17 protein-coding genes and 2 tRNA genes are annotated in these 19215 nt (G+C 69.8%); 15 read left to right on the top strand and 4 right to left on the bottom strand.

Annotation, left to right across the window (positions count from 1 at the left end; all coding sequences use genetic code 11):
* The first annotated feature begins 9 nt into the window (after positions 1-9).
* From OG247_RS15205 to OG247_RS15195, 3 genes are all read left to right on the top strand, one after another.
* Positions 10-1404, top strand: a complete 1395-nt coding sequence (locus OG247_RS15205; RefSeq protein WP_327252752.1) for a pyridoxal phosphate-dependent decarboxylase family protein — start codon at positions 10-12, stop codon at positions 1402-1404.
* A complete protein-coding gene (locus OG247_RS15200; RefSeq protein ID WP_327252751.1) occupies positions 1401-1856 on the top strand; it encodes an HD domain-containing protein in 456 nt (151 codons plus the stop codon). Before OG247_RS15205 ends, OG247_RS15200 begins: the two co-directional genes overlap by 4 nt.
* Before the next feature lie 130 nt (positions 1857-1986).
* Positions 1987-2181, top strand: coding sequence for a hypothetical protein (locus OG247_RS15195; protein ID WP_250739483.1), 195 nt, complete (start codon positions 1987-1989; stop codon positions 2179-2181).
* 81 nt (positions 2182-2262) lie between these two features.
* Here the strand turns inward: OG247_RS15195 and OG247_RS15190 are convergent.
* A tRNA-Gly gene (locus OG247_RS15190) sits at positions 2263-2336 on the bottom strand.
* 200 nt (positions 2337-2536) lie between these two features.
* On the opposite strand from OG247_RS15190, the gene OG247_RS15185 reads away from it, so the two are divergent.
* The 5 genes from OG247_RS15185 (at position 2537) to clpX (ending at position 7350) form a co-directional block, all read left to right on the top strand.
* Positions 2537-2613, top strand: a tRNA-Pro gene (locus OG247_RS15185).
* Between the two features lie 188 nt (positions 2614-2801).
* Entirely contained in the window at positions 2802-4196 is a 1395-nt protein-coding gene (gene tig / locus OG247_RS15180; protein ID WP_327252750.1) for a trigger factor, read from the top strand.
* A 332-nt stretch (positions 4197-4528) separates the two neighbouring features.
* On the top strand, positions 4529-5146 hold the full coding sequence (locus OG247_RS15175) for an ATP-dependent Clp protease proteolytic subunit (RefSeq protein WP_327252749.1): 618 nt from the start codon (positions 4529-4531) through the stop codon (positions 5144-5146).
* A gap of 113 nt (positions 5147-5259) precedes the next feature.
* A complete protein-coding gene (locus OG247_RS15170; RefSeq protein ID WP_327252748.1) occupies positions 5260-5910 on the top strand; it encodes an ATP-dependent Clp protease proteolytic subunit in 651 nt (216 codons plus the stop codon).
* A gap of 153 nt (positions 5911-6063) precedes the next feature.
* Positions 6064-7350 (top strand): ATP-dependent Clp protease ATP-binding subunit ClpX, encoded by a 1287-nt coding sequence (gene clpX / locus OG247_RS15165; protein ID WP_327252747.1) that lies wholly within the window; start codon positions 6064-6066, stop codon positions 7348-7350.
* A gap of 80 nt (positions 7351-7430) precedes the next feature.
* On the opposite strand, the gene OG247_RS15160 is transcribed toward clpX, so the two are convergent.
* Positions 7431-8408 (bottom strand): hypothetical protein, encoded by a 978-nt coding sequence (locus tag OG247_RS15160; protein WP_327252746.1) that lies wholly within the window; start codon positions 8406-8408, stop codon positions 7431-7433.
* Between the two features lie 127 nt (positions 8409-8535).
* Between OG247_RS15160 and OG247_RS15155 the strand changes: the two genes are divergently transcribed.
* Positions 8536-11157: a valine--tRNA ligase gene (locus OG247_RS15155; RefSeq protein ID WP_327252745.1), complete on the top strand. Its 2622-nt coding sequence runs from the start codon at positions 8536-8538 to the stop codon at positions 11155-11157.
* A gap of 102 nt (positions 11158-11259) precedes the next feature.
* Here the strand turns inward: OG247_RS15155 and OG247_RS15150 are convergent, their stop codons facing one another.
* Positions 11260-11841, bottom strand: coding sequence for a vitamin K epoxide reductase family protein (locus OG247_RS15150; protein ID WP_327252744.1), 582 nt, complete (start codon positions 11839-11841; stop codon positions 11260-11262).
* 152 nt (positions 11842-11993) lie between these two features.
* Between OG247_RS15150 and OG247_RS15145 the strand changes: the two genes are divergently transcribed.
* Positions 11994-13145: a sensor histidine kinase gene (locus OG247_RS15145; protein ID WP_327252743.1), complete on the top strand. Its 1152-nt coding sequence runs from the start codon at positions 11994-11996 to the stop codon at positions 13143-13145.
* 54 nt (positions 13146-13199) lie between these two features.
* Here the strand turns inward: OG247_RS15145 and OG247_RS15140 are convergent, their stop codons facing one another.
* On the bottom strand, positions 13200-14264 hold the full coding sequence (locus tag OG247_RS15140) for a rod shape-determining protein (protein ID WP_327252742.1): 1065 nt from the start codon (positions 14262-14264) through the stop codon (positions 13200-13202).
* A 117-nt stretch (positions 14265-14381) separates the two neighbouring features.
* Between OG247_RS15140 and folC the strand changes: the two genes are divergently transcribed.
* The 5 genes from folC to mreC all read left to right on the top strand — a co-directional run bounded on the left by folC (position 14382) and on the right by mreC (position 19203).
* Complete coding sequence (folC, locus tag OG247_RS15135; RefSeq protein WP_327252741.1) at positions 14382-15896, top strand: bifunctional tetrahydrofolate synthase/dihydrofolate synthase; 1515 nt, start codon at positions 14382-14384, stop codon at positions 15894-15896.
* Between the two features lie 3 nt (positions 15897-15899).
* Positions 15900-16259, top strand: coding sequence for a DUF4233 domain-containing protein (locus tag OG247_RS15130; RefSeq protein WP_327252740.1), 360 nt, complete (start codon positions 15900-15902; stop codon positions 16257-16259).
* Positions 16260-16365: 106 nt separating this feature from the next.
* Entirely contained in the window at positions 16366-16776 is a 411-nt protein-coding gene (gene ndk / locus OG247_RS15125) for a nucleoside-diphosphate kinase (RefSeq protein WP_214950910.1), read from the top strand.
* Between the two features lie 296 nt (positions 16777-17072).
* A complete protein-coding gene (locus tag OG247_RS15120; protein ID WP_069923827.1) occupies positions 17073-18092 on the top strand; it encodes a rod shape-determining protein in 1020 nt (339 codons plus the stop codon).
* Positions 18093-18255: 163 nt separating this feature from the next.
* A complete protein-coding gene (gene mreC / locus OG247_RS15115; protein ID WP_327252739.1) occupies positions 18256-19203 on the top strand; it encodes a rod shape-determining protein MreC in 948 nt (315 codons plus the stop codon).
* Positions 19204-19215: the final 12 nt, after the last annotated feature.

Here is a 19215-nt window from a genome sequence, read left to right as displayed (position 1 = left end):
CGTGCCCCCATGGACCGCACCCTCGCCGCCGACCTGGCCCGCCTCCCCGAGCTCCTCGACGCCACCCGCGACGTCGCCGCCGCGACGCTCGCAGCGCTGGACGCGCGTCCCGTCGTACCTCCCCGTACGGAGGGGAGCCCGACACCGCAGCGCCTCCCCGAGCACGGCTCCGGCACCGAGGCCACCCTCGCGGCCTTCGCGGAGCGCTGGGCGCCGCGGCTGTCGGCCTCCGCCGGCCCCCGCTACCTCGGCTTCGTCACCGGCGGCGCCACCCCCGCCGCCCTCGCGGGCGACTGGCTGACCGCGGCCCACGACCAGAACTCCAACTCCGCCCTGGACGGCGGAGGCCAGGACCTCGAACGTGAAACCATCACCTGGCTCCGTGACCTCTTCCACCTCTCCGCCGCCCACACCGGCACCTTCGTCAGCGGCGCGACGATGTCCAACACCACCGGCCTGGCCATCGCCCGCGAATGGCTCGGCGAACGCCTCGGCGTCTCCCCGGCCGAGGACGGCGCGGCCGCGCTCGGCCCGGTCCGGGTCCTGTCCGGCGCCCCGCACTCCTCCATCGCCAAGGCCCTCTCCGTCCTCGGACTCGGCCGCGCGGCCCTGGTCCGCGTACCGACCCTGCCCGGCCGCGAGGCCGTCGACCCGGCCGCCCTGGACCGCGCCCTCGCCGACACGCCCGGCCGGCCCGCCGTGGTCGTCGCCAACGCGGGGACCGTCAACACCGTGGACTTCGACGACCTCCGCGCCATCGCCGCACTGCGCGAACGCCACGACTTCTGGCTGCACACGGACGCCGCCTTCGGCGCCTTCGCCGCCCTCTCCCCGGCCCACGCCCACCTCACCGAAGGCCTGGACGCCTCGGACTCCGTCTGCGTCGACCTGCACAAGTGGCTCAACGTCCCCTACGACAGCGCCGTCCAGTTCACCCGCCGCCGCGACCTCCAGGCCCGCGTCTTCCAGAACGCCGCCACCTACCTCGGCCCCCTGTCCGAGAACCCCGACCTCGTCCACCTCACTCCGGAGAACTCCCACCGGCTGCGCGCACTCGCCGCCTGGTTCACCCTGCGCGCCTACGGCCGCGAAGGCCACCGCGAGATCGTGGAACGGGACATCGCCTGCGCCCGCTCCCTCGGCGAATCCCTCACGGCGGACCCGTACTTCACGGTCCTGGCCCCGGTCCGCCTGAACGTCGTCTGCTTCACCCTCACCCATTCCCCCACCCCGGCCCGCCTCACGGCCCTGCGCGAAGCGGCCGGACCCGAGGTGTTCGTCACCCCCACGACCTACGCGGGAACCCCCGCCCTGCGCGCCGCGTTCTCCAACTGGCGCACCACACCGGCAGACGTACGCCGGATCGCGCAGGCCCTCCACACGGCGGCGAAGGAGCTCGGATGACCAGCGGTCCACTCACCCTCATCGAGGTCGAGGCCCTCGCCCGCACCGCGCACGAGGGCCAGACCGACAAGGCCGGCCGGCCGTACGCGGAACACCTCGCCGCCGTCGCGGAGGGCGTCCGCGCCCGCGGCGGCACCGCCGAACAGCAGGCGGCGGCCTGGCTCCACGACGCGATCGAGGACGAAGCCCTCACTCCGGCCTGGCTGGAATCCGCCGGACTCCCGCAGTCCGTCAAGGACATGGTCCTGGCCGTCACCAAACGCCCCGGAGAGCCGGTCGAGGCGTACACCGCCCGCATCCTCGCCACCCCCGGCGCCCTCCTGATCAAGGAAGCCGACCTGGCCCACAACGCGGACCCCGCCCGCCTCGCGGTCCTCGACGCACCCACCCGCGACCGACTGACCGGAAAGTACGCATACGTCCGCTCCCTCCTCGGCCTCGCCACCCCCTGACGCAAAAGCAACACTGTCTCTTCGTCACGAGACGGATAGCCGGGGCGCGTTGGTGGGAGGATGGACCATGTGGGGGTGCGCACGGCCGCGCCCCGGGCCGACCAGGGGACGACCGAAGGTGTGATCAGAAGTGGCCATTTCGCTGTCAGTGGTAGTCCTGTTGGCGATCATCCTCGTGGTGCTCGTCCGCGGAGGCCACCTCAAGGCCGGCCCCGCGATCGTCGCGGTCCTCTTCGGCTTCTTCCTCGCGTCCAGCTCCATCGCCCCGGACGTGAACCGCTTCCTGAACTCCCTCGCGGACACGATCGCGGGCATCAAACTCTGAGCCGGCGCTTCCCGGGACAACCCGGGAAACGCATCAGGGCCAGATCCGAGGAAACATCCTCTGACCTGGCCCTGAGCCGTCTGGAGCGGGTGACGGGAATCGAACCCGCGTAGCTAGTTTGGAAGACTAGTGCTCTACCATTGAGCTACACCCGCAGCACGTGCGACGCACGTCCGGGGACCGCGGCACGAACAGCATCCTAGCGGGTTCCGGCGGGGGATCGCACACGACATTTCGCGCCCGCGTGTGGCCCCGGCCACGCCGTGACGGCATCGCGGGGGCGCCCGGGCGCTCCTTTCGCCGAAACTCCGCACGGCGGAGGGTCTTCGGGCATGTACCCTACGTGTCGCACCGACGGGGTGTGGCGCAGCTTGGTAGCGCGTCCGCTTTGGGAGCGGAAGGTCGTCGGTTCGAATCCGGCCACCCCGACCAGCAGGAGGATCGCGCGATCCCCTCTCCGGGACCGCGTTGATGATCGCGTTGTGGGCTGATTGCCGCTTGCGGCTACTATGCAAGCTGCGTGCCCGTGTGTCTGATGTACCGGGCCCGATCCGCTGAGAACCGCTAGACCGCGGCGATGAGCAGAGACCCCCAGCAGTCAGCCACAAGGAGACCGAACCGTGAAGAGCGCCGTGGAGACCCTGAACCCGACTCGGGTTCGGCTCACTGTTGAGGTGCCCTTCGAGGAGCTCAAGGACAGCCTCGACGCGGCCTACAAGAAGATCAACCAGCAGGTCACGGTGAAGGGCTTCCGCAAGGGCAAGATCCCGGCCCGCGTCATCGACCAGCGCTTCGGCCGCGGTGCGGTGCTGGAGGAGGCCGTCAACGACGCTCTCCCGAAGTTCTACACCGAGGCCGTCAACGAGGCCGACCTGAACCCGCTGGGCCAGCCCGACGTCGACATCACCGAGCTGAAGGACGGCGAACTGCTGGCCTTCACCGCCGAGGTCGACATCCGTCCCGCGATCGAGATCCCGGACTACTCCGGCATCGAGGTCACCGTGGACGCCGTCGAGGTCTCGGACGAGGACGTCGAGAAGTCCGTCGAGCAGCTGCGCGGCCGCTTCGCGTCCACCAAGGACGTCGAGCGCGCGGCTGAGGACGGCGACGTCGTCACCATCGACCTCGAGGCCAAGGTCGACGGCGAGGTGCTGGAGGACGGTGTCGCCCAGGACGTCTCCTACACCATCGGCTCGGGCGAGCTTCTCGAAGGCATCGACGAGGCCGTCAAGGGCCTGGAGGCCGGTGGCGAGGCCACCTTCACCTCCCAGCTGAAGGGCGGCTCCGCCGAGGGCAAGGACGCCGAGGTCACCGTCAAGGTCACCAAGGTCTCCGCCCGTGAGCTGCCGGAGCTGGACGACGAGTTCGCCGGCATGGCCAGCGAGTTCGACACCATCGAGGAGCTGAAGGCCGACAGCCGCAAGCGCCTCGAGAACATGAAGCAGTACGACCAGGCCACGCAGGCCCAGGAGCGCGTCCTGGAGAAGCTGCTGGAGCTCGTCGAGGTCCCGATCCCCGAGAAGCTCCTCGCGGACGAGGTCCAGACCCGCAAGCACAACCTCGAGCACCACCAGCTCGGCCAGATGGGCCTCACCATCGAGAAGTACCTGGAGATCCAGGGCAAGACGGTCGAGGAGTTCGACGCCGAGACCGCCGAGCAGGCGATCAAGGGCATCAAGACCCAGTTCGTCCTCGACGAGCTGGTCAACAAGGAGAAGCTGAACGTGAACCAGGAGGAGCTCACCGAGCACCTCATGCGTCGCGCCGCCTCCTCCGGCATGTCCCCCGACCAGTTCGCCCAGGCCGTCGTCGAGGGTGGCCAGGTTCCGATGCTCGTCGGCGAGGTCGCCCGCGGCAAGGCCCTCGCGGCCGTAGTCGAGGCCGCCAAGGTCACCGACACCAACGGTGAGGTCGTCGACCTCTCCGACGACGAGGACGAGCTCGAGCAGGCTGCCGAGACCGTCGAGAACGTCGTCGAGGCCGACGGCGAGATCGCGGCCGACGAAGCCAAGTAACACCCGGGGTCACCCCCGCTGAGCAGCACCAGAGCAGCACCAGAGCACGGCCCGGAGGGCCCGTACGCCATCGCGTCCGGGCCCTTCGGCCTTCCCGAGGGACGCCCTCCGGGAGACCCTCCCCGAGACCCTCCGTGAGGGGCCTCTGACCTTGCGCTCCGAGCGAACAGTTCGGGAAGCGGGATGGCGTTGTCGTAGCTGCGCGTTAGGGTCCATGAATACGAGGGCACGGGAGTACCCGACGCCGGTGGACATCGTCCGCACGGTAGGTCCGCGCCCCAGAACGAGACGCTGAGACGGCACATGGCCGTCGGAGACGAGCAGGTGGATACGTGACGAATCTGAAGCCTTACGCCGCGGGTGAGCCGTCCATCGGTGGCGGCCTCGGCGACCATGTCTACAACCGGCTGCTCGGCGAGCGCATCATCTTCCTCGGCCAGCAGGTCGACGACGACATCGCCAACAAGATCACTGCGCAGCTCCTGCTCCTGGCCGCCGAGCCGGACAAGGACATCTACCTGTACATCAACAGCCCCGGTGGCTCGGTGACGGCGGGCATGGCGGTCTACGACACCATGCAGTACATCCCGAACGACGTCGTCACCATCGGTATGGGCATGGCGGCCTCCATGGGCCAGTTCCTGCTCACCGGCGGTACCCCGGGCAAGCGCTTCGCGCTTCCGAACACCGACATCCTGATGCACCAGGGCTCCGCCGGCATCGGCGGCACCGCCTCGGACATCAAGATCCAGGCCCAGTACCTGCTGCGCACGAAGCAGCGCATGGCTGAGATCACCGCGCACCACTCCGGCCAGACCGTGGAGACGATCATCCGCGACGGCGACCGCGACCGCTGGTACACGGCGGAAGAGGCCAAGGCCTACGGCCTCATCGACGAGATCATCTCCGCCGCGTCGCTGGTCCCGGGCGGCGGCGGCACCGGGGCCTGATCCCGGCCCCGGCCCGGCGTACGGGATCCCCCTACGGGGGCTCGTACGCCCGCCCGCACCAGGCAAGCCTCAGCCCGCAGAACGCCACCAGGACGGTGAACACTCAGATGCACATGAACAACCTCTCTCCCGCGAGCGGCCTCTACACCGGCGCGCCGGTGGACAACCGCTACGTCATCCCGCGCTTCGTCGAGCGCACCTCGCAGGGCGTCCGCGAGTACGACCCCTACGCGAAGCTCTTCGAGGAGCGCATCATCTTCCTCGGCGTGCAGATCGACGACGCCTCCGCCAACGACGTCATGGCGCAGCTGCTGTGCCTGGAGTCGATGGACCCGGACCGCGACATCTACCTGTACATCAACAGCCCCGGCGGCTCCTTCACCGCGCTGACGGCGATCTACGACACGATGCAGTTCGTGAAGCCGGACATCTCGACGGTCTGCATGGGCCAGGCGGCCTCCGCCGCCGCGGTCCTGCTCGCCGCCGGCGCGCCCGGCAAGCGCATGGCGCTGCCGAACGCCCGCGTGCTGATCCACCAGCCCTCGGGCGGCACCGGCCGCGAGCAGCTCTCCGACCTGGAGATCGCGGCCAACGAGATCCTGCGCATGCGCGACCAGCTGGAGAACATGCTGGCCACGCACTCCTCGACGCCGATCGAGAAGATCCGCGACGACATCGAGCGCGACAAGATCCTGACGGCCCAGGACGCGCTGGCGTACGGCCTGATCGACCAGGTCGTCGCGACCCGCAAGACTTCGAACTGAACCTTGCCGCCAGTTGACGCGGGCACCTCGCCGGATTGGGCGATGTGAACCACGTCAAGGGGGCCCCGCTCGGGGCCCCCGGCAAGGTACCGTCGGATATGAGGCACCAGGAGCGCTGAACCAGGCGTCTCCCAGGCGAAGGGGAAGCACCTCGTGGCACGCATCGGTGACGGCGGCGACCTGCTCAAGTGCTCGTTCTGCGGAAAGAGCCAGAAGCAGGTGAAGAAGCTCATCGCGGGACCCGGTGTGTACATCTGCGACGAGTGCATCGACCTCTGCAACGAGATCATCGAAGAGGAACTCGCGGAGACCTCCGAGGTTCGCTGGGAAGAACTTCCCAAGCCCCGTGAGATCTACGAGTTCCTGGAGAGCTACGTCGTCGGCCAGGAGCCGGCGAAGAAGGCGCTCTCCGTCGCGGTGTACAACCACTACAAGCGCGTCCAGGCCGGCGAGAACGGCGGCGCGCAGGGCAAGGACGACGCGATCGAGCTCGCGAAGTCCAACATCCTCCTGCTCGGCCCCACGGGCTCGGGCAAGACGCTGCTGGCCCAGACGCTCGCCCGCATGCTCAACGTCCCGTTCGCCATCGCGGACGCGACGGCGCTGACGGAGGCCGGGTACGTCGGCGAGGACGTCGAGAACATCCTGCTCAAGCTGATCCAGGCGGCCGACTACGACGTCAAGAAGGCCGAAACCGGGATCATCTACATCGACGAGATCGACAAGGTCGCCCGCAAGAGCGAGAACCCGTCGATCACGCGCGACGTGAGCGGCGAGGGCGTGCAGCAGGCCCTCCTGAAGATCCTGGAAGGCACCACCGCTTCCGTACCGCCGCAGGGCGGCCGCAAGCACCCGCACCAGGAATTCATCCAGATCGACACGACGAACGTGCTGTTCATCGTGGGCGGCGCCTTCTCGGGCCTGGAGCGGATCATCGAGTCCCGCGCCGGCGCCAAGGGCATCGGCTTCGGGGCGACCATCCGCTCGAAGCGCGAGATCGAGGCGAGCAACCAGTTCCAGGAGGTCATGCCGGAGGACCTGGTGAAGTTCGGGATGATCCCCGAGTTCATCGGCCGCCTGCCCGTCATCACCTCGGTCCACAACCTGGACCGCGAGGCCCTGCTCCAGATCCTCATCGAGCCGCGCAACGCCCTGGTGAAGCAGTACCAGCGGCTGTTCGAACTCGACGGCGTCGAGCTGGACTTCGAGCGCGAGGCCCTCGAAGCCATCGCCGACCAGGCGATCCTCCGCCAGACCGGCGCGCGCGGCCTGCGCGCCATCATGGAAGAGGTCCTGATGTCGGTGATGTACGAGGTCCCGTCCCGCAAGGACGTGGCCCGCGTGGTCATCACCTCGGACGTGGTCCGCTCCAACGTCAACCCGACGCTGGTCCCGCGGATCGTCCCGAAGGACCAGGGCCCGCACGAGAAGTCGGCGTAGGTATTCGGCAGGACCCGCAGACATGAGGAAGGGCGCCCCCGGTCAGGGGGCGCCCTTCCTCATGTGGTGGATGCGTGCGGCTAGTTCTTGACGCGCGCCGTGTTGTAGGCCTTCGCGTTCAGCTCGGCGGTCTGGGCCAGGGTGTAGCCCTTGCCGCCGGTCATCACCTTGGCGATGTCGATGGTCGCGGTCACGCCCATGGTGCTGTAGTCCGTCCAGATGCACACGGGGAACGTGAGTTCCTTGGGCTCCAGCGGGTTCGTCGAGGGCTTCTTAGAGACGATCTTCATCTCCTGGCACTTCATCAGCGCGCCGCTGAAGCCGGCCGGCTTGAAGGTCTCCGGGGAGCCGAGGAACTGGATGTCGGCGTCCTTGTTCTTCTCGTCCATGCTGGAGGCCTTGAACATCGCGAACGAGGCGTCGAGGGTCTTCGCGGGGTCCGCGATCTCGCCGTAGAACCCGGTGAGCGTGAGGGACTTGGTCTCAAGCGGCTTGGCCGGGTCGGAGATCTCGTAGTCCTGGCCGACCTTGGCCGGGTTCTTGATCCCGATCCCCTCGGTCCGCTGCTTCTCCTCGTCGTCCATCTTGCTCTCGGACTTGTCGGCGCCGGACGACTTGCTCTTCTTGAAGTCGCCCACCGCCGCCGGCGGGACGATCTTGTAGCCCTTGGTGGAGGCGGACACGTCACCGTTGCCGGCGCCCGAGCCCAGGAAGTAGAACGCGCCGCCGCCGATCACGGCCACCGCCAGGACCACCGCGATGATCACGCCGGCCTTCGACTTCTTCGGAGGCTGCTGCGGGGGCATCCCGCCGCCGTACGGAGGCTGCTGCTGGTAGCCGCCGTACGGGGGCTGCTGCTGGGGGAAGCCGGGCTGCTGCTGCGGGTAGCCCTGCTGCGGAACTCCCTGGGGGGCCTGCTGCGGGTATCCGTACCCGGGCTGCTGGCCGTAGGGCCCGGGCTGCTGCCCGTACGGCCCCGGCTGCTGCGGCTGCTGTCCGTACGGCCCCGGCTGCTGCGGTTGCTGGCCCCCGTACGGTCCCGGCTGGTTGTAGCTCATCCCGCGTCCCCCCATGAGGTTGTTTATGCGTCCCACACATCCTGGCGGAAGCCGGGGCGGCGAAAGGCCCCGGGCCCCCGGAAACCCGGTTTCATGACCGGACCGTTACGGCCCTAAACTGTGGCTCGTGACCGAGAACACGCAGACACCCAGCAGCCCCTACTCCGAACTGCCGACTTCGTACGCGCCGGCCGATGTAGAGGGGAAGCTCTACGAGCGCTGGGTAGAGCGTGGGTACTTCGAGGCGGACGAGAAGAGCGACAAGCCTCCCTTCGCCATCGTCATCCCGCCGCCGAACGTCACCGGAAGCCTCCACCTGGGGCACGCCTTCGAGCACACGCTGATCGACGCCATCACCCGCCGCAAGCGCATGCAGGGCTACGAGACCCTGTGGCAGCCCGGCATGGACCACGCGGGCATCGCCACCCAGAACGTCGTCGAGCGCGAGCTCGCCAAGGAGGGCAAGTCCCGCCACGACCTGGGCCGCGAGGCCTTCGTCGAGCGCGTCTGGCAGTGGAAGGGCGAGTCCGGCGGCCAGATCTCCGGCCAGATGCGCCGTCTCGGCGACGGCGTCGACTGGTCGCGCGAGCGGTTCACCATGGACGAGGGCCTGTCCGAGGCCGTCCAGACCATCTTCAAGAAGCTCTACGACGACGAGCTGATCTACCGGGCCGAGCGCATCATCAACTGGTGCCCCCGCTGCCTCACCGCGATCTCCGACATCGAGGTCGAGTACCAGGACGACGAGGGCGAACTCGTCTCCATCCGGTACGGGGAGGGCGACGCCTCCATCGTCGTCGCGACGACCCGCGCCGAAACGATGCTGGGTGACACGGCGGTTGCCGTCCACCCCGAGGACGAGCGCTACAAGCACCTGGTCGGCACCGAGATCGAGCTGCCGCTCACCGGCCGCCGCATTCCGGTCGTCGCCGACGAGCACGTCGACCCCGAGTTCGGCACCGGCGCCGTCAAGGTGACCCCGGCGCACGACCCCAACGACTTCGAGATCGGTCAGCGCCACGGCCTGCCCAACCTCGCCGTCATGGACGAGCACGCCGTCATCACCGTCCACGGCCCCTTCCTGGGCCTGGACCGCCTGGAGGCCCGCTCCGCCATCGTCGCCGCGCTGCGCGCCGAGGGCCGGATCGTCGCCGAGAAGCGCCCGTACACGCACTCGGTCGGTCACTGCTCGCGCTGCAAGACCACCATCGAGCCGCGTCTCTCGCTCCAGTGGTGGGTCAAGGTCGGCCCGCTCGCCAAGGCCGCCGGTGACGCGGTCCGCGACGGCCAGGTCAAGATCCACCCACAGGAGATGGAGAAGCGCTACTTCGACTGGGTCGACAACCTCCACGACTGGTGCATCTCGCGCCAGCTCTGGTGGGGCCACCGCATCCCCGTCTGGTACGGCCCGAACGGCGAGATCGTCTGCGTCGGCCCCGACGAGCAGCCGCCGAGCGGCGAGGGCTGGACCCAGGACACGGACGTCCTGGACACCTGGTTCTCCTCCGGCCTGTGGCCGTTCTCCACGCTCGGCTGGCCGCAGCAGACCGACAGCCTGGCGAAGTTCTACCCGAACGCCGTCCTGGTCACCGGCTACGACATCCTCTTCTTCTGGGTCGCCCGGATGATGATGTTCGGCCTGTACGCGATGGACGGCACCCCGCCGTTCCACACCATCGCCCTGCACGGCATGGTCCGCGACGAGCGCGGCAAGAAGATGTCGAAGTCCTTCGGCAACGCGGTCAACCCGCTGGACTGGATGGACAAGTACGGCTCCGACGCGGTCCGCTTCACCCTGGCGCGCGGCGCCAACCCGGGTGTCGACGTCCCGATCGGCGAGGACTGGGTCCAGGCCTCCAGCAAGTTCGCCAACAAGATCTGGAACGCCACCCGCTTCGCGATGATGAACGGCGCCACGATCGAGGGCGACCTGCCCCCGGTCGAGGAGATGTCGGCGACCGACCGCTGGATCCTGTCCCGGCTGAACGAGACGGTCGCGCAGGCCGACGCCTTCTACGAGGACTACCAGTTCTCGAAGCTCAGCGAAGCGCTCTACCACTTCGCGTGGGACGAGGTCTTCGACTGGTACGTCGAGCTGTCGAAGACGACCTTCTTCGCGGGCGGCGAGCCGGCCAAGGCCTCCGCGCGCGTCCTCGGCGAGGTCCTCGACGTCATGCTGCGCCTGCTGCACCCGGTGGTCCCCTTCGTCACCGAGACCCTGTGGACCACGCTGACCGGCGGCGAGTCCCTCGTCATCGCCGACTGGCCGAAGGACAGTGGCTTCCGTGACGCGGCCGCCGAGGCCGAGATCGAGGGCGTCCAGAGCCTGGTCCGCGAGGTCCGCCGGTTCCGCAAGGAGCAGGGCCTCGACGACAAGCAGAAGGTCCCGGCCCGCCTGGACCTCTCCACCACGACGCTGGCCGCCCACGAGGCAGCCATCCGCCAGGTGCTGCGCCTCCAGCCGGAGGGCGACGCCTTCAGCGCCACCGCGACGCTGCCCGTCGGCGGTGCCACGGTCGCGCTCGACCTGTCGGGGACCATCGACATCCCGGCGGAGCGCAAGCGGCTGAGCAAGGACCTGGCCGCCGCCGAGAAGGAGAAGCAGCAGGCCGAGGCGAAGCTCGGGAACGAGGCGTTCATCGCCAAGGCCCCCGACAACGTCGTGGACAAGATCAAGGGCCGCCTGACCAAGGCCGAGGACGACATCGTCCGCCTGAAGGCCCAGCTGGCGGCGCTGCCCGCCGCCTGACGGCGCCCGTAGGCAGCGTCCGTAGGACGCAAGCGAAGGCCCCCACGCCGTCGGTCGACGTGGGGGCCTTCGCGGTATCTGTTCCCCGTGAGGGGCCCGGCATCACAGCAGCTGTGCGCCGAACCTCGTCAGGATGAGCGCCGCGACCACGCCGTACGCGGCCAGCGGCACCAGCCAGTGCGGGATCGCCCGCAGCCGGGAGCCGGCCGGGGCCAGGTGCCGGGTGACGTACCAGAACAGCGGGATCATCACCGCCCAGACGACCATGCACCACGGGCACAGGGCCCCGATCACGTACAGGCACTGGCTGATCAGCCACACCGTGAAGGCGAACCCGGCCGCGACCCCGGCCCACACTCCGCGCCATAGCCACCGGGGGAGCAGCGCCCCGGCGACCAGGGCCGTGCCCAGCCCGGCGAGGGCCGCGAAGCCGGCGAGGCCGAGCAGCATGTTGGGGAAGCCGAGCAGGTTGCCCTGCCAGGTGGTCATCACGTCGCCGCAGCTCAGCACCGCGTTGACGTTGCAGCCCGGGGTGAAGAGCGGGTCCTCCAGGGTGCGGATGCGGTCGTAGGTCAGGACGCCGGAGGCCAGGGTGCCGACGAGGCCGCCGATGAGCAGGAGCAGTGCGGTGCCCCGGGGGGTGGCGGGTCCCCGGTGGGCGGTCGTTCCCCGGTGGGTGGTCATTCTCCCGACGCTACGAGCCCGCGTGCGGCCCCCGGTAGAGCGGAAGGCCTCCGGGCCGGGGGACCTCCGGCCTGTCCGAAGTGCCCTAAATCACGCGTTCTCGGGTCCCGGCGGCCCGGATCCGGGGGTGCCGACCACGGATGATGGAGGGCATGCACGTCACGCCCGCCCCCTCGGCGCCCCACCGGCTCCTGGCCTTCGGCCGCCGGCTGGCGCAGGGCTGGGCCGGTTCGCCGCGCGCGATGGACCTGCTCGCGGCCCTCATGTGCCTGGGCCTGATGGCGCTCGACCTGCCGGGCCTGGCGGCCGCCGACAACTCCCTGAGCGGGCCCCGGGCGGCGGTCGTCCTGGCGCTCGGCTGCTCCACGCTGCTGGTGCGGCGCCGGCTGCCCTGGGTCTCGTACCTCGCCGCGCTGCTGTTCATCGGCTGGCTGCACGAGCTGACCCTGATCCAGTTCGCGCTGTACTCGGTGGGCCGCTTCCGCGGGCGCCGGGCCGGCGTCCTCGCCACCCTCGGCTACCTCGCCTTCGCGGTGTGCCTGTTCTGGTGCGTGCCGGGCTGGCCGATGGCCCGGGCCGAGACCCTCAGCTCCTTCCTCAGCCTCGTCGTGCCCATCGGGGTCCTCGCCTCGGCCGTGGGCATCGCCGCGTACCGCCACGACCTCGTGCGCGAGCTCGACACCCGGCGCGCCGAGTCCGCCGTCCTGCAGGCCGTCCAGCAGGAGCGGACCTCCGTCGCCCGCGACGTCCACGACTTCGTCGGGCGCGAGCTGACCCTGCTGACGGTCCGCTCCGAGGTGCTGTCGATGCGCTCGCGCGAGACGGCGTACGCGAAGGACTTCGAGGAGCTCGCCGACACCGCCCGCCGGGCCCACCTGGTGCTCAACGAGATCATCGTCCAGCGCGGGGAGCGGGCGGCCACCCCGGGCGTGGAAGGGCTGGAGGCGCTCGCGGAGGAGAGCGGGCGCGCGGGTTCGCCCGTACGGCTCGCCCTGGATCCGGACGTGCACGCCCTGTCGCCGCTGCGTCAGGCGGCGGTCTACCGGGTGGTGCAGGAATGCCTGACCAACGCCGCCAAGCACGCGCGCGGCGAGACCATCGAGGTGTCCATCGCGGCGGACGGGCCGCAGTTGCGGATCGCCGTCCGCAACGGGCTGGCGCAGCGCAATCCGACCAGGGCCCCCGTCTCGGCGGGCTCGGGCACGGCGAGCATGTGCGAGCGCGTGCGCAGCCTGGGCGGCACCCTGACGGCCACGCGCACGCAGGACGCGTACGAGGTCCTCGCGACCCTCCCGAAGGGCTGAGCCCACGGGCGCCCGCCGCTGCCGGCCTCCCGCCGCCGCCGGCCTCCCGCGCCGCTAGCCCCTCGCCGGTGCCAGCAGGCTGCCGAGGGTGTCCATGTCCTCGACGCAGCGGCCCGACCCCAGCGCCACGCAGTCCAGCGGGTCGTCCGCGACGAAGACCGGGATGCCCGTCGAGGAGGCCATCCTCAGGTCCAGTCCGGGCAGCAGCGCGCCGCCGCCGGTCAGGACGATGCCGTGTTCCATGACGTCGCCGGACAGTTCGGGCGGGCACTCCTCCAGGGTGGTGCGGACCGCCGAGATGATCGCCTCGACCGGCTCGTCGAGGGCGGCCCGGATGTCGCGCGCGTCGAGCCGGAGCGTCTGGGGCATGCCGCCGACCTTCTCCCGGCCCCGCACCGTGAAGGTGGCGCTCTCCAGCTCCGGCCGGTCCGGTACCGGCCACGCCGAGCCGATGGCGATCTTGACGTCCTCGGCGGTGCGGTCGCCGATGAGCAGGGAGTGCTCCTTGCGGACCCATTCGGTGATCGCCGCGTCCATCCGGTCGCCGGCGACCCGGAGCGACTGCGAGGTGACGATGCCGCCCAGCGAGATGACCGCGACCTCGGAGGTGCCGCCGCCGATGTCGACGACCATCGAGCCGCGCGGCTCGGAGACCGGGAGCCCGGCGCCGATCGCCGCGGCCATCGGCTCCTCGATCAGGTGCACGGTCCTGGCGCCGGCCCGGGTGGAGGCGTGGATGATGGCCCGCCGTTCCACCTGGGTGACCCCGGACGGTACGCAGACCACCATCCGGGTACGGACCCGCCGTCCGGGGACGGCCTTGCGGACGAAGTGCCGGATCATCTCCTCGGCGGCCTCGTAGTCGCAGATCACACCGTCCTTGAGGGGGCGGATCGCGGTGATGGATCCGGGGGTGCGGCCGATGGTCTCCTTGGCCTCGGTCCCCACGGCCAGCGCGGTGGTGGTGCCCGCCCTGACGGCCACCACGGACGGCTCATTGAGGACGATGCCGTGCCCCCGTGCGTAGACGAGGGTGTTGGCGGTTCCCAGGTCTATCCCTATGTCGCGGCTGGAAGCTGTCTTGTTGGGCCCCGACTTTTCAGTGCGCGCCTGCGGCATTTGTTCCCCAATCTCCTGCCGCAAGGCTTGCATAACGATCCGGTCGCACTCGAAGCCGAAGGTCCCGATACGACCGGGCCGAAAGTCCTCCCGGTCCTCGTCCGTAGACTGGGTCCCGTGAGTGAGCAGCAGCCCGAGAGCCACGATGACAGCTTCGACGCCTTCGACAAGATCGTGGCGGAAGAGTCCGACCGCGACCCCGACCTGGCGGTGATCGAGGCGGGCAGCCGCACCCTGCGCACGCAGGCCGGTCCGCCCCAGGGCGACCCGGTACCCGAAGAGCCCGCCGACCCCGAGGTGGCCAAGGCGCTGCGGGAGGTGGAGCAGGAACTGGCCGGCCGCTGGGGCGAGACCAAGCTGGAGCCGTCCGTCACGCGCATCTCCGCGCTGATGGACGTCCTGGGCGAGCCGCAGCGCGCGTACCCCTCCATCCACGTCACCGGCACCAACGGCAAGACGAGCACCTCGCGCATGATCGAGGCGCTGCTGAACGCCTTCGAGCTGCGCACCGGCCGCTACACCAGCCCGCACGTGCAGTCGATCACCGAGCGGATCAGCCTGGATGGGGCCCCGATCACCGCCGAGCGGTTCATCGAGGCCTACGAGGACATCAAGCCCTACGTGGACATGGTGGACGCGGCCGAGGAGATCCGGCTGTCGTTCTTCGAGGTCCTCACCGGCATGGCCTACGCGGCCTTCGCGGACGCGCCCGTGGACGCGGCCGTGGTCGAGGTGGGCATGGGCGGCACCTGGGACGCCACCAACGTCATCGACGGTGCGGTCGCCGTGGTCACCCCGATCAGCCTGGACCACACGGACCGGCTCGGCTCCACCACCGGCGAGATCGCGCAGGAGAAGGGCGGCATCATCAAGCAGGGCGCCACCGTGATCCTGGCGCAGCAGCCGGTGGACGCGGCGCAGGTGCTGCTGAAGAAGGCCGTGGAGGTCGACGCGACCGTGGCCCGCGCGGGCATGGAGTTCGGCGTCGTCACCCGCGAGGTCGCGGTGGGCGGGCAGCAGCTGACGCTGCGCGGGCTGGGCGGCGAGTACGACGGCATCTTCCTGCCGCTGTACGGCGCCCACATGGCGCACAACGCGGCGGTGGCTCTGGCGGCGGTCGAGGCCTTCTTCGGGATCGGCGCCGACCACGCGCGGGCCCTGGACGTGGAGACCGTACGGAAGGCCTTCGCCTCGGTGACCTCGCCCGGCCGCATGGAGGTCGTGCGGCGCAGCCCGACGGTGGTCCTGGACGCGGCACACAACCCGGCCGGGGCGCAGGTCACGGCGGAGGCGGTGACCGAGGCCTTCGGCTTCAGCCGGCTGGTCGGGGTCGTGGGCGCGAGCGAGGGCAAGGACGCGCGCGGGGTCTTCGAGGCCTTCGAGCCGATCTTCGCCGAGGTCGTGATCACGGAGAACTCCAGCCACCGGGCGATCTCCGCCGACGAACTGGCGGCCATCGCGGTCGAGGTCTTCGGCGCGGACCGGGTGCAGGTGGAGCCGCGGCTGGACGACGCCATCGAGGCGGCGATCACGCTGGCGGAGGAAGAGGCGGAGTACGGAGGGGCCGGGGTCCTGGTGACCGGGTCCGTGATCACGGTGGGCGAGGCCCGCATGCTGCTGAAGAGGGGCTGAGGGATGCGCGCGCTGTGTGCTTCGACGCTGATCGCCGAGTTCTTCGTGATCGGCTTCGCCGGGCTGGTCGCGATGAAGGGGGACCTGGGCCAGGCCACGGTCTGGACGGTCTGCGGGATCGCGATGCTGGTGTCGGTCCTGCTGTGCGGGATGCTCTCGCGCCCCGGGGCCGTCCAGATCGGCTGGGCCCTGCAGATCGGGCTCGTGCTCAGCGGCCTGGTCGTGCCGATGATGTTCATCCTGGGCGTGGTGTTCGCCGGTCTGTGGTGGTGCTCGATCCACTACGGCCGCCGCATCGACGAGATCAAGGCCCGCTGGGCCGCCCAGGCGGAGGCCCAGACCGCCGCCCCCACCGAGGCGTAGCCCGTCCGGGCAGCCGCGGCGCGGCCCGGGAAGGCCCCGTACGGCGGGGGCCCGGGCCCCTGTAGCCTCGTCGGACCGCACCCGTTTGCCGCAAGGAGTTACCCACATGACCCAGCGCACGCTCGTCCTCCTCAAGCCCGACGCCGTCCGTCGAGGCCTGATCGGCGAGATCGTCGGCCGCATCGAGCGGAAGGCCGGCTGGACCATTCCCGCGCTGGAGCTGCGCACGCTGGACCAGGAGACCCTGGAAGCGCACTACGGCGAGCACAAGGGCAAGGTGTTCTACGAGCCCCTCATGGGCTTCATGGCCAGCGGCCCGGTCGTGGCCCTGGTCGTCGAAGGGGAGCGCGTGATCGAGGGTGTCCGCCAGTTGGCCGGACCCACTGACCCGATTGCCGCCGCGCCCGGCTCCATCCGGGGTGACTTCGGTACCGTCACCCGGGAGAACCTGATCCACGCCTCGGACTCCGAGGAGTCCGCGGAGCGGGAGCTGAAGCTGTTCTTCCCGGCGCTGTGATCACTCTTTTCTGACGCAACATCAGCCGAATAGCGCTCATGACCTGGGGCGACCGAAGTAATTTCGGTCGCCCTCCGGTATTACCGGGCACATGCGGGAACGCATGGACAGGACACGACGTCACCACTAAGGGGGCGGGTATCCGTTCCGGCGGGCTTGCCGGAGTCCCGTCGCGCGGTGGCCGTACTTGCGGCACTACGATGGGGCCTCCACCCACACACCCACCTCGCCGACCTGACAGCAGCCGCTATCAACTGGAAGGCCAGACGCTCCTCATGGGGAACAAGGGGAACAACATGTCGTTCATCGGCCGTGACATGGCGATCGACCTCGGGACCGCCAACACGCTGGTGTACGTGAGGGGCCGGGGAATCGTCCTGAACGAGCCGTCCGTGGTCGCCATCAACACGAACACCGGTGGCATCCTGGCGGTCGGCTCCGAAGCCAAGAAGATGATCGGGCGCACGCCCGGCAACATCGTCGCCGTGCGGCCCCTCAAGGACGGCGTCATCGCCGACTTCGAGATCACCGAGCGGATGCTCCGGTACTTCATCCTCAAGATCCACAAGCGCCGTTACCTGGCCCGCCCGCGCGTCGTGGTCTGCGTACCCTCCGGCATCACGGGAGTGGAGCGCCGCGCCGTCATCGAGGCGTCCACGCAGGCCGGTGCCCGTCAGGTGCACATCATCGAAGAGCCGATGGCCGCCGCCATCGGAGCGGGCCTGCCCGTCCACGAGGCCACCGGCAACATGGTCGTGGACATCGGCGGCGGCACCACCGAGGTGGCCGTCATCTCCCTCGGCGGAATCGTCACGGCACAGTCCATCCGAGTGGCCGGCGACGAGCTCGACAACGCGATCATCCAGCACATCAAGAAGGAGTACTCGCTCCTCCTCGGTGAGCGCACCGCCGAGCAGATCAAGATCACCATCGGGTCGGCCTACGACCTCGACAAGGACGAGCACACCGAGATCCGCGGACGCGACCTGGTCTCGGGCCTGCCCAAGACCGTCGTGATCTCGGCCGCCGAGGTCCGCAAGGCGATCGAGGAGCCGGTCAACGCCATCGTCGACGCCGTCAAGACCACCCTCGACAAGTGCCCGCCGGAGCTCTCCGGCGACATCATGGACCGCGGCATCGTCCTGACCGGAGGCGGCGCCCTGCTCCGCGGCCTCGACGAGCGGCTGCGCCGCGAGACGGGCATGCCGATCCACATCGCCGAGGACCCGCTCGACTCCGTCGCGCTCGGATCCGGCAAGTGCGTAGAGGAGTTCGAGGCGCTCCAGCAGGTGCTGGACGCCCAGCCGAGGCGCTGATCCGGCCCGCCGCGCGGCGGTGGAACACAAATGATCCGCCGTACGGGTGCTACCGGGCCCGTGCGGCGGATCGTTGATATACAGGCAAGGTCCGGTGCGAGCCCCGGCTCCACCAGAGCGGCTTCGCCGCACGGTAACTATGAGGAAGGCACGGCCGCCGCACGTGAGGGACACACGAGAGAGCCGGCTGCTCCTGGTGCTTCTGATCGCCATCGCGTTCGCTTTGATCACGGTGGACATCAGGACGGGTGAGGAGTCTCCGGTCGACGGTGCCCGACAGGCCGCCGCAGCGGTCTTCGGACCGGTCGAGAAGGGCGTGGCGAAGGGGGTCGACCCGGTCGCCAACGCCATAGGGGCGGTACGGGACTCCGGCGAGCGGCACAACCGCATCGCGACGCTGGAGCGCGAGAACGCGGCGCTCAAGGCCAAGCTCGGCAGCGACGACCAGACCCGCAGCCGGATCCGCGAGCTCGACGAGATGCTCAAGCGGGCGGGCGCGGGCCAGTACGGCATCAAGGGTGCCGAGGTCATCGCCATAGGAGCGGCCCAGGGCTTCTCCTGGACCGTCACCATCGACGCGGGCAGCAAGGACGGCATCGAGCGCGACATGACCGTCCTCAACGGGGACGGCCTCGTCGGCCGCGTCGCCACCGTCGGCCCCGACACCGCCACCGTGGTCCTCGCCAACGATCCCGACTTCACCGTCGGCACGCGCCTGGAGAAGACCGGCGAACTCGGCTTCGCCACCGGCCAGGGCGACCGGGAGCTCTCCGTGCAGATGCTCAACGGCAAGGCCAAGATCAACACAGGCGACCGGCTCGTCACCTTCGGCTCGCGCGGCAACAAGCCCTTCGTGCCCGGCGTCCCGATCGGCGAGGTGATCAAGGTCGACCCCTCGCGCGGCGACCTGACCCGCACCATCTGGGTCCGCCCCTTCGTCGGCTTCTCCCGCCTGGACATCGTCGGCGTCGTGGTCATGCCCCCGCGCGAGGACCCGCGCGACGCCGTCCTGCCGCCCAAGCCCGAGGCGCCCAAGCCCACCCCGACGGTCACCGTCACGGTCACCCCGTCGCCCGGCGCGTCCGCGTCCGGCAAGCCGGCCGAGGACTAGGAGCCGATCATC

Source organism: Streptomyces sp. NBC_01244 (assembly GCF_035987325.1).
Lineage (GTDB): Bacteria > Actinomycetota > Actinomycetes > Streptomycetales > Streptomycetaceae > Streptomyces.
The sequence above is the reverse complement of the archived record's forward strand: the minus strand, read 5'-3'. Positions and strand labels throughout refer to the sequence as shown.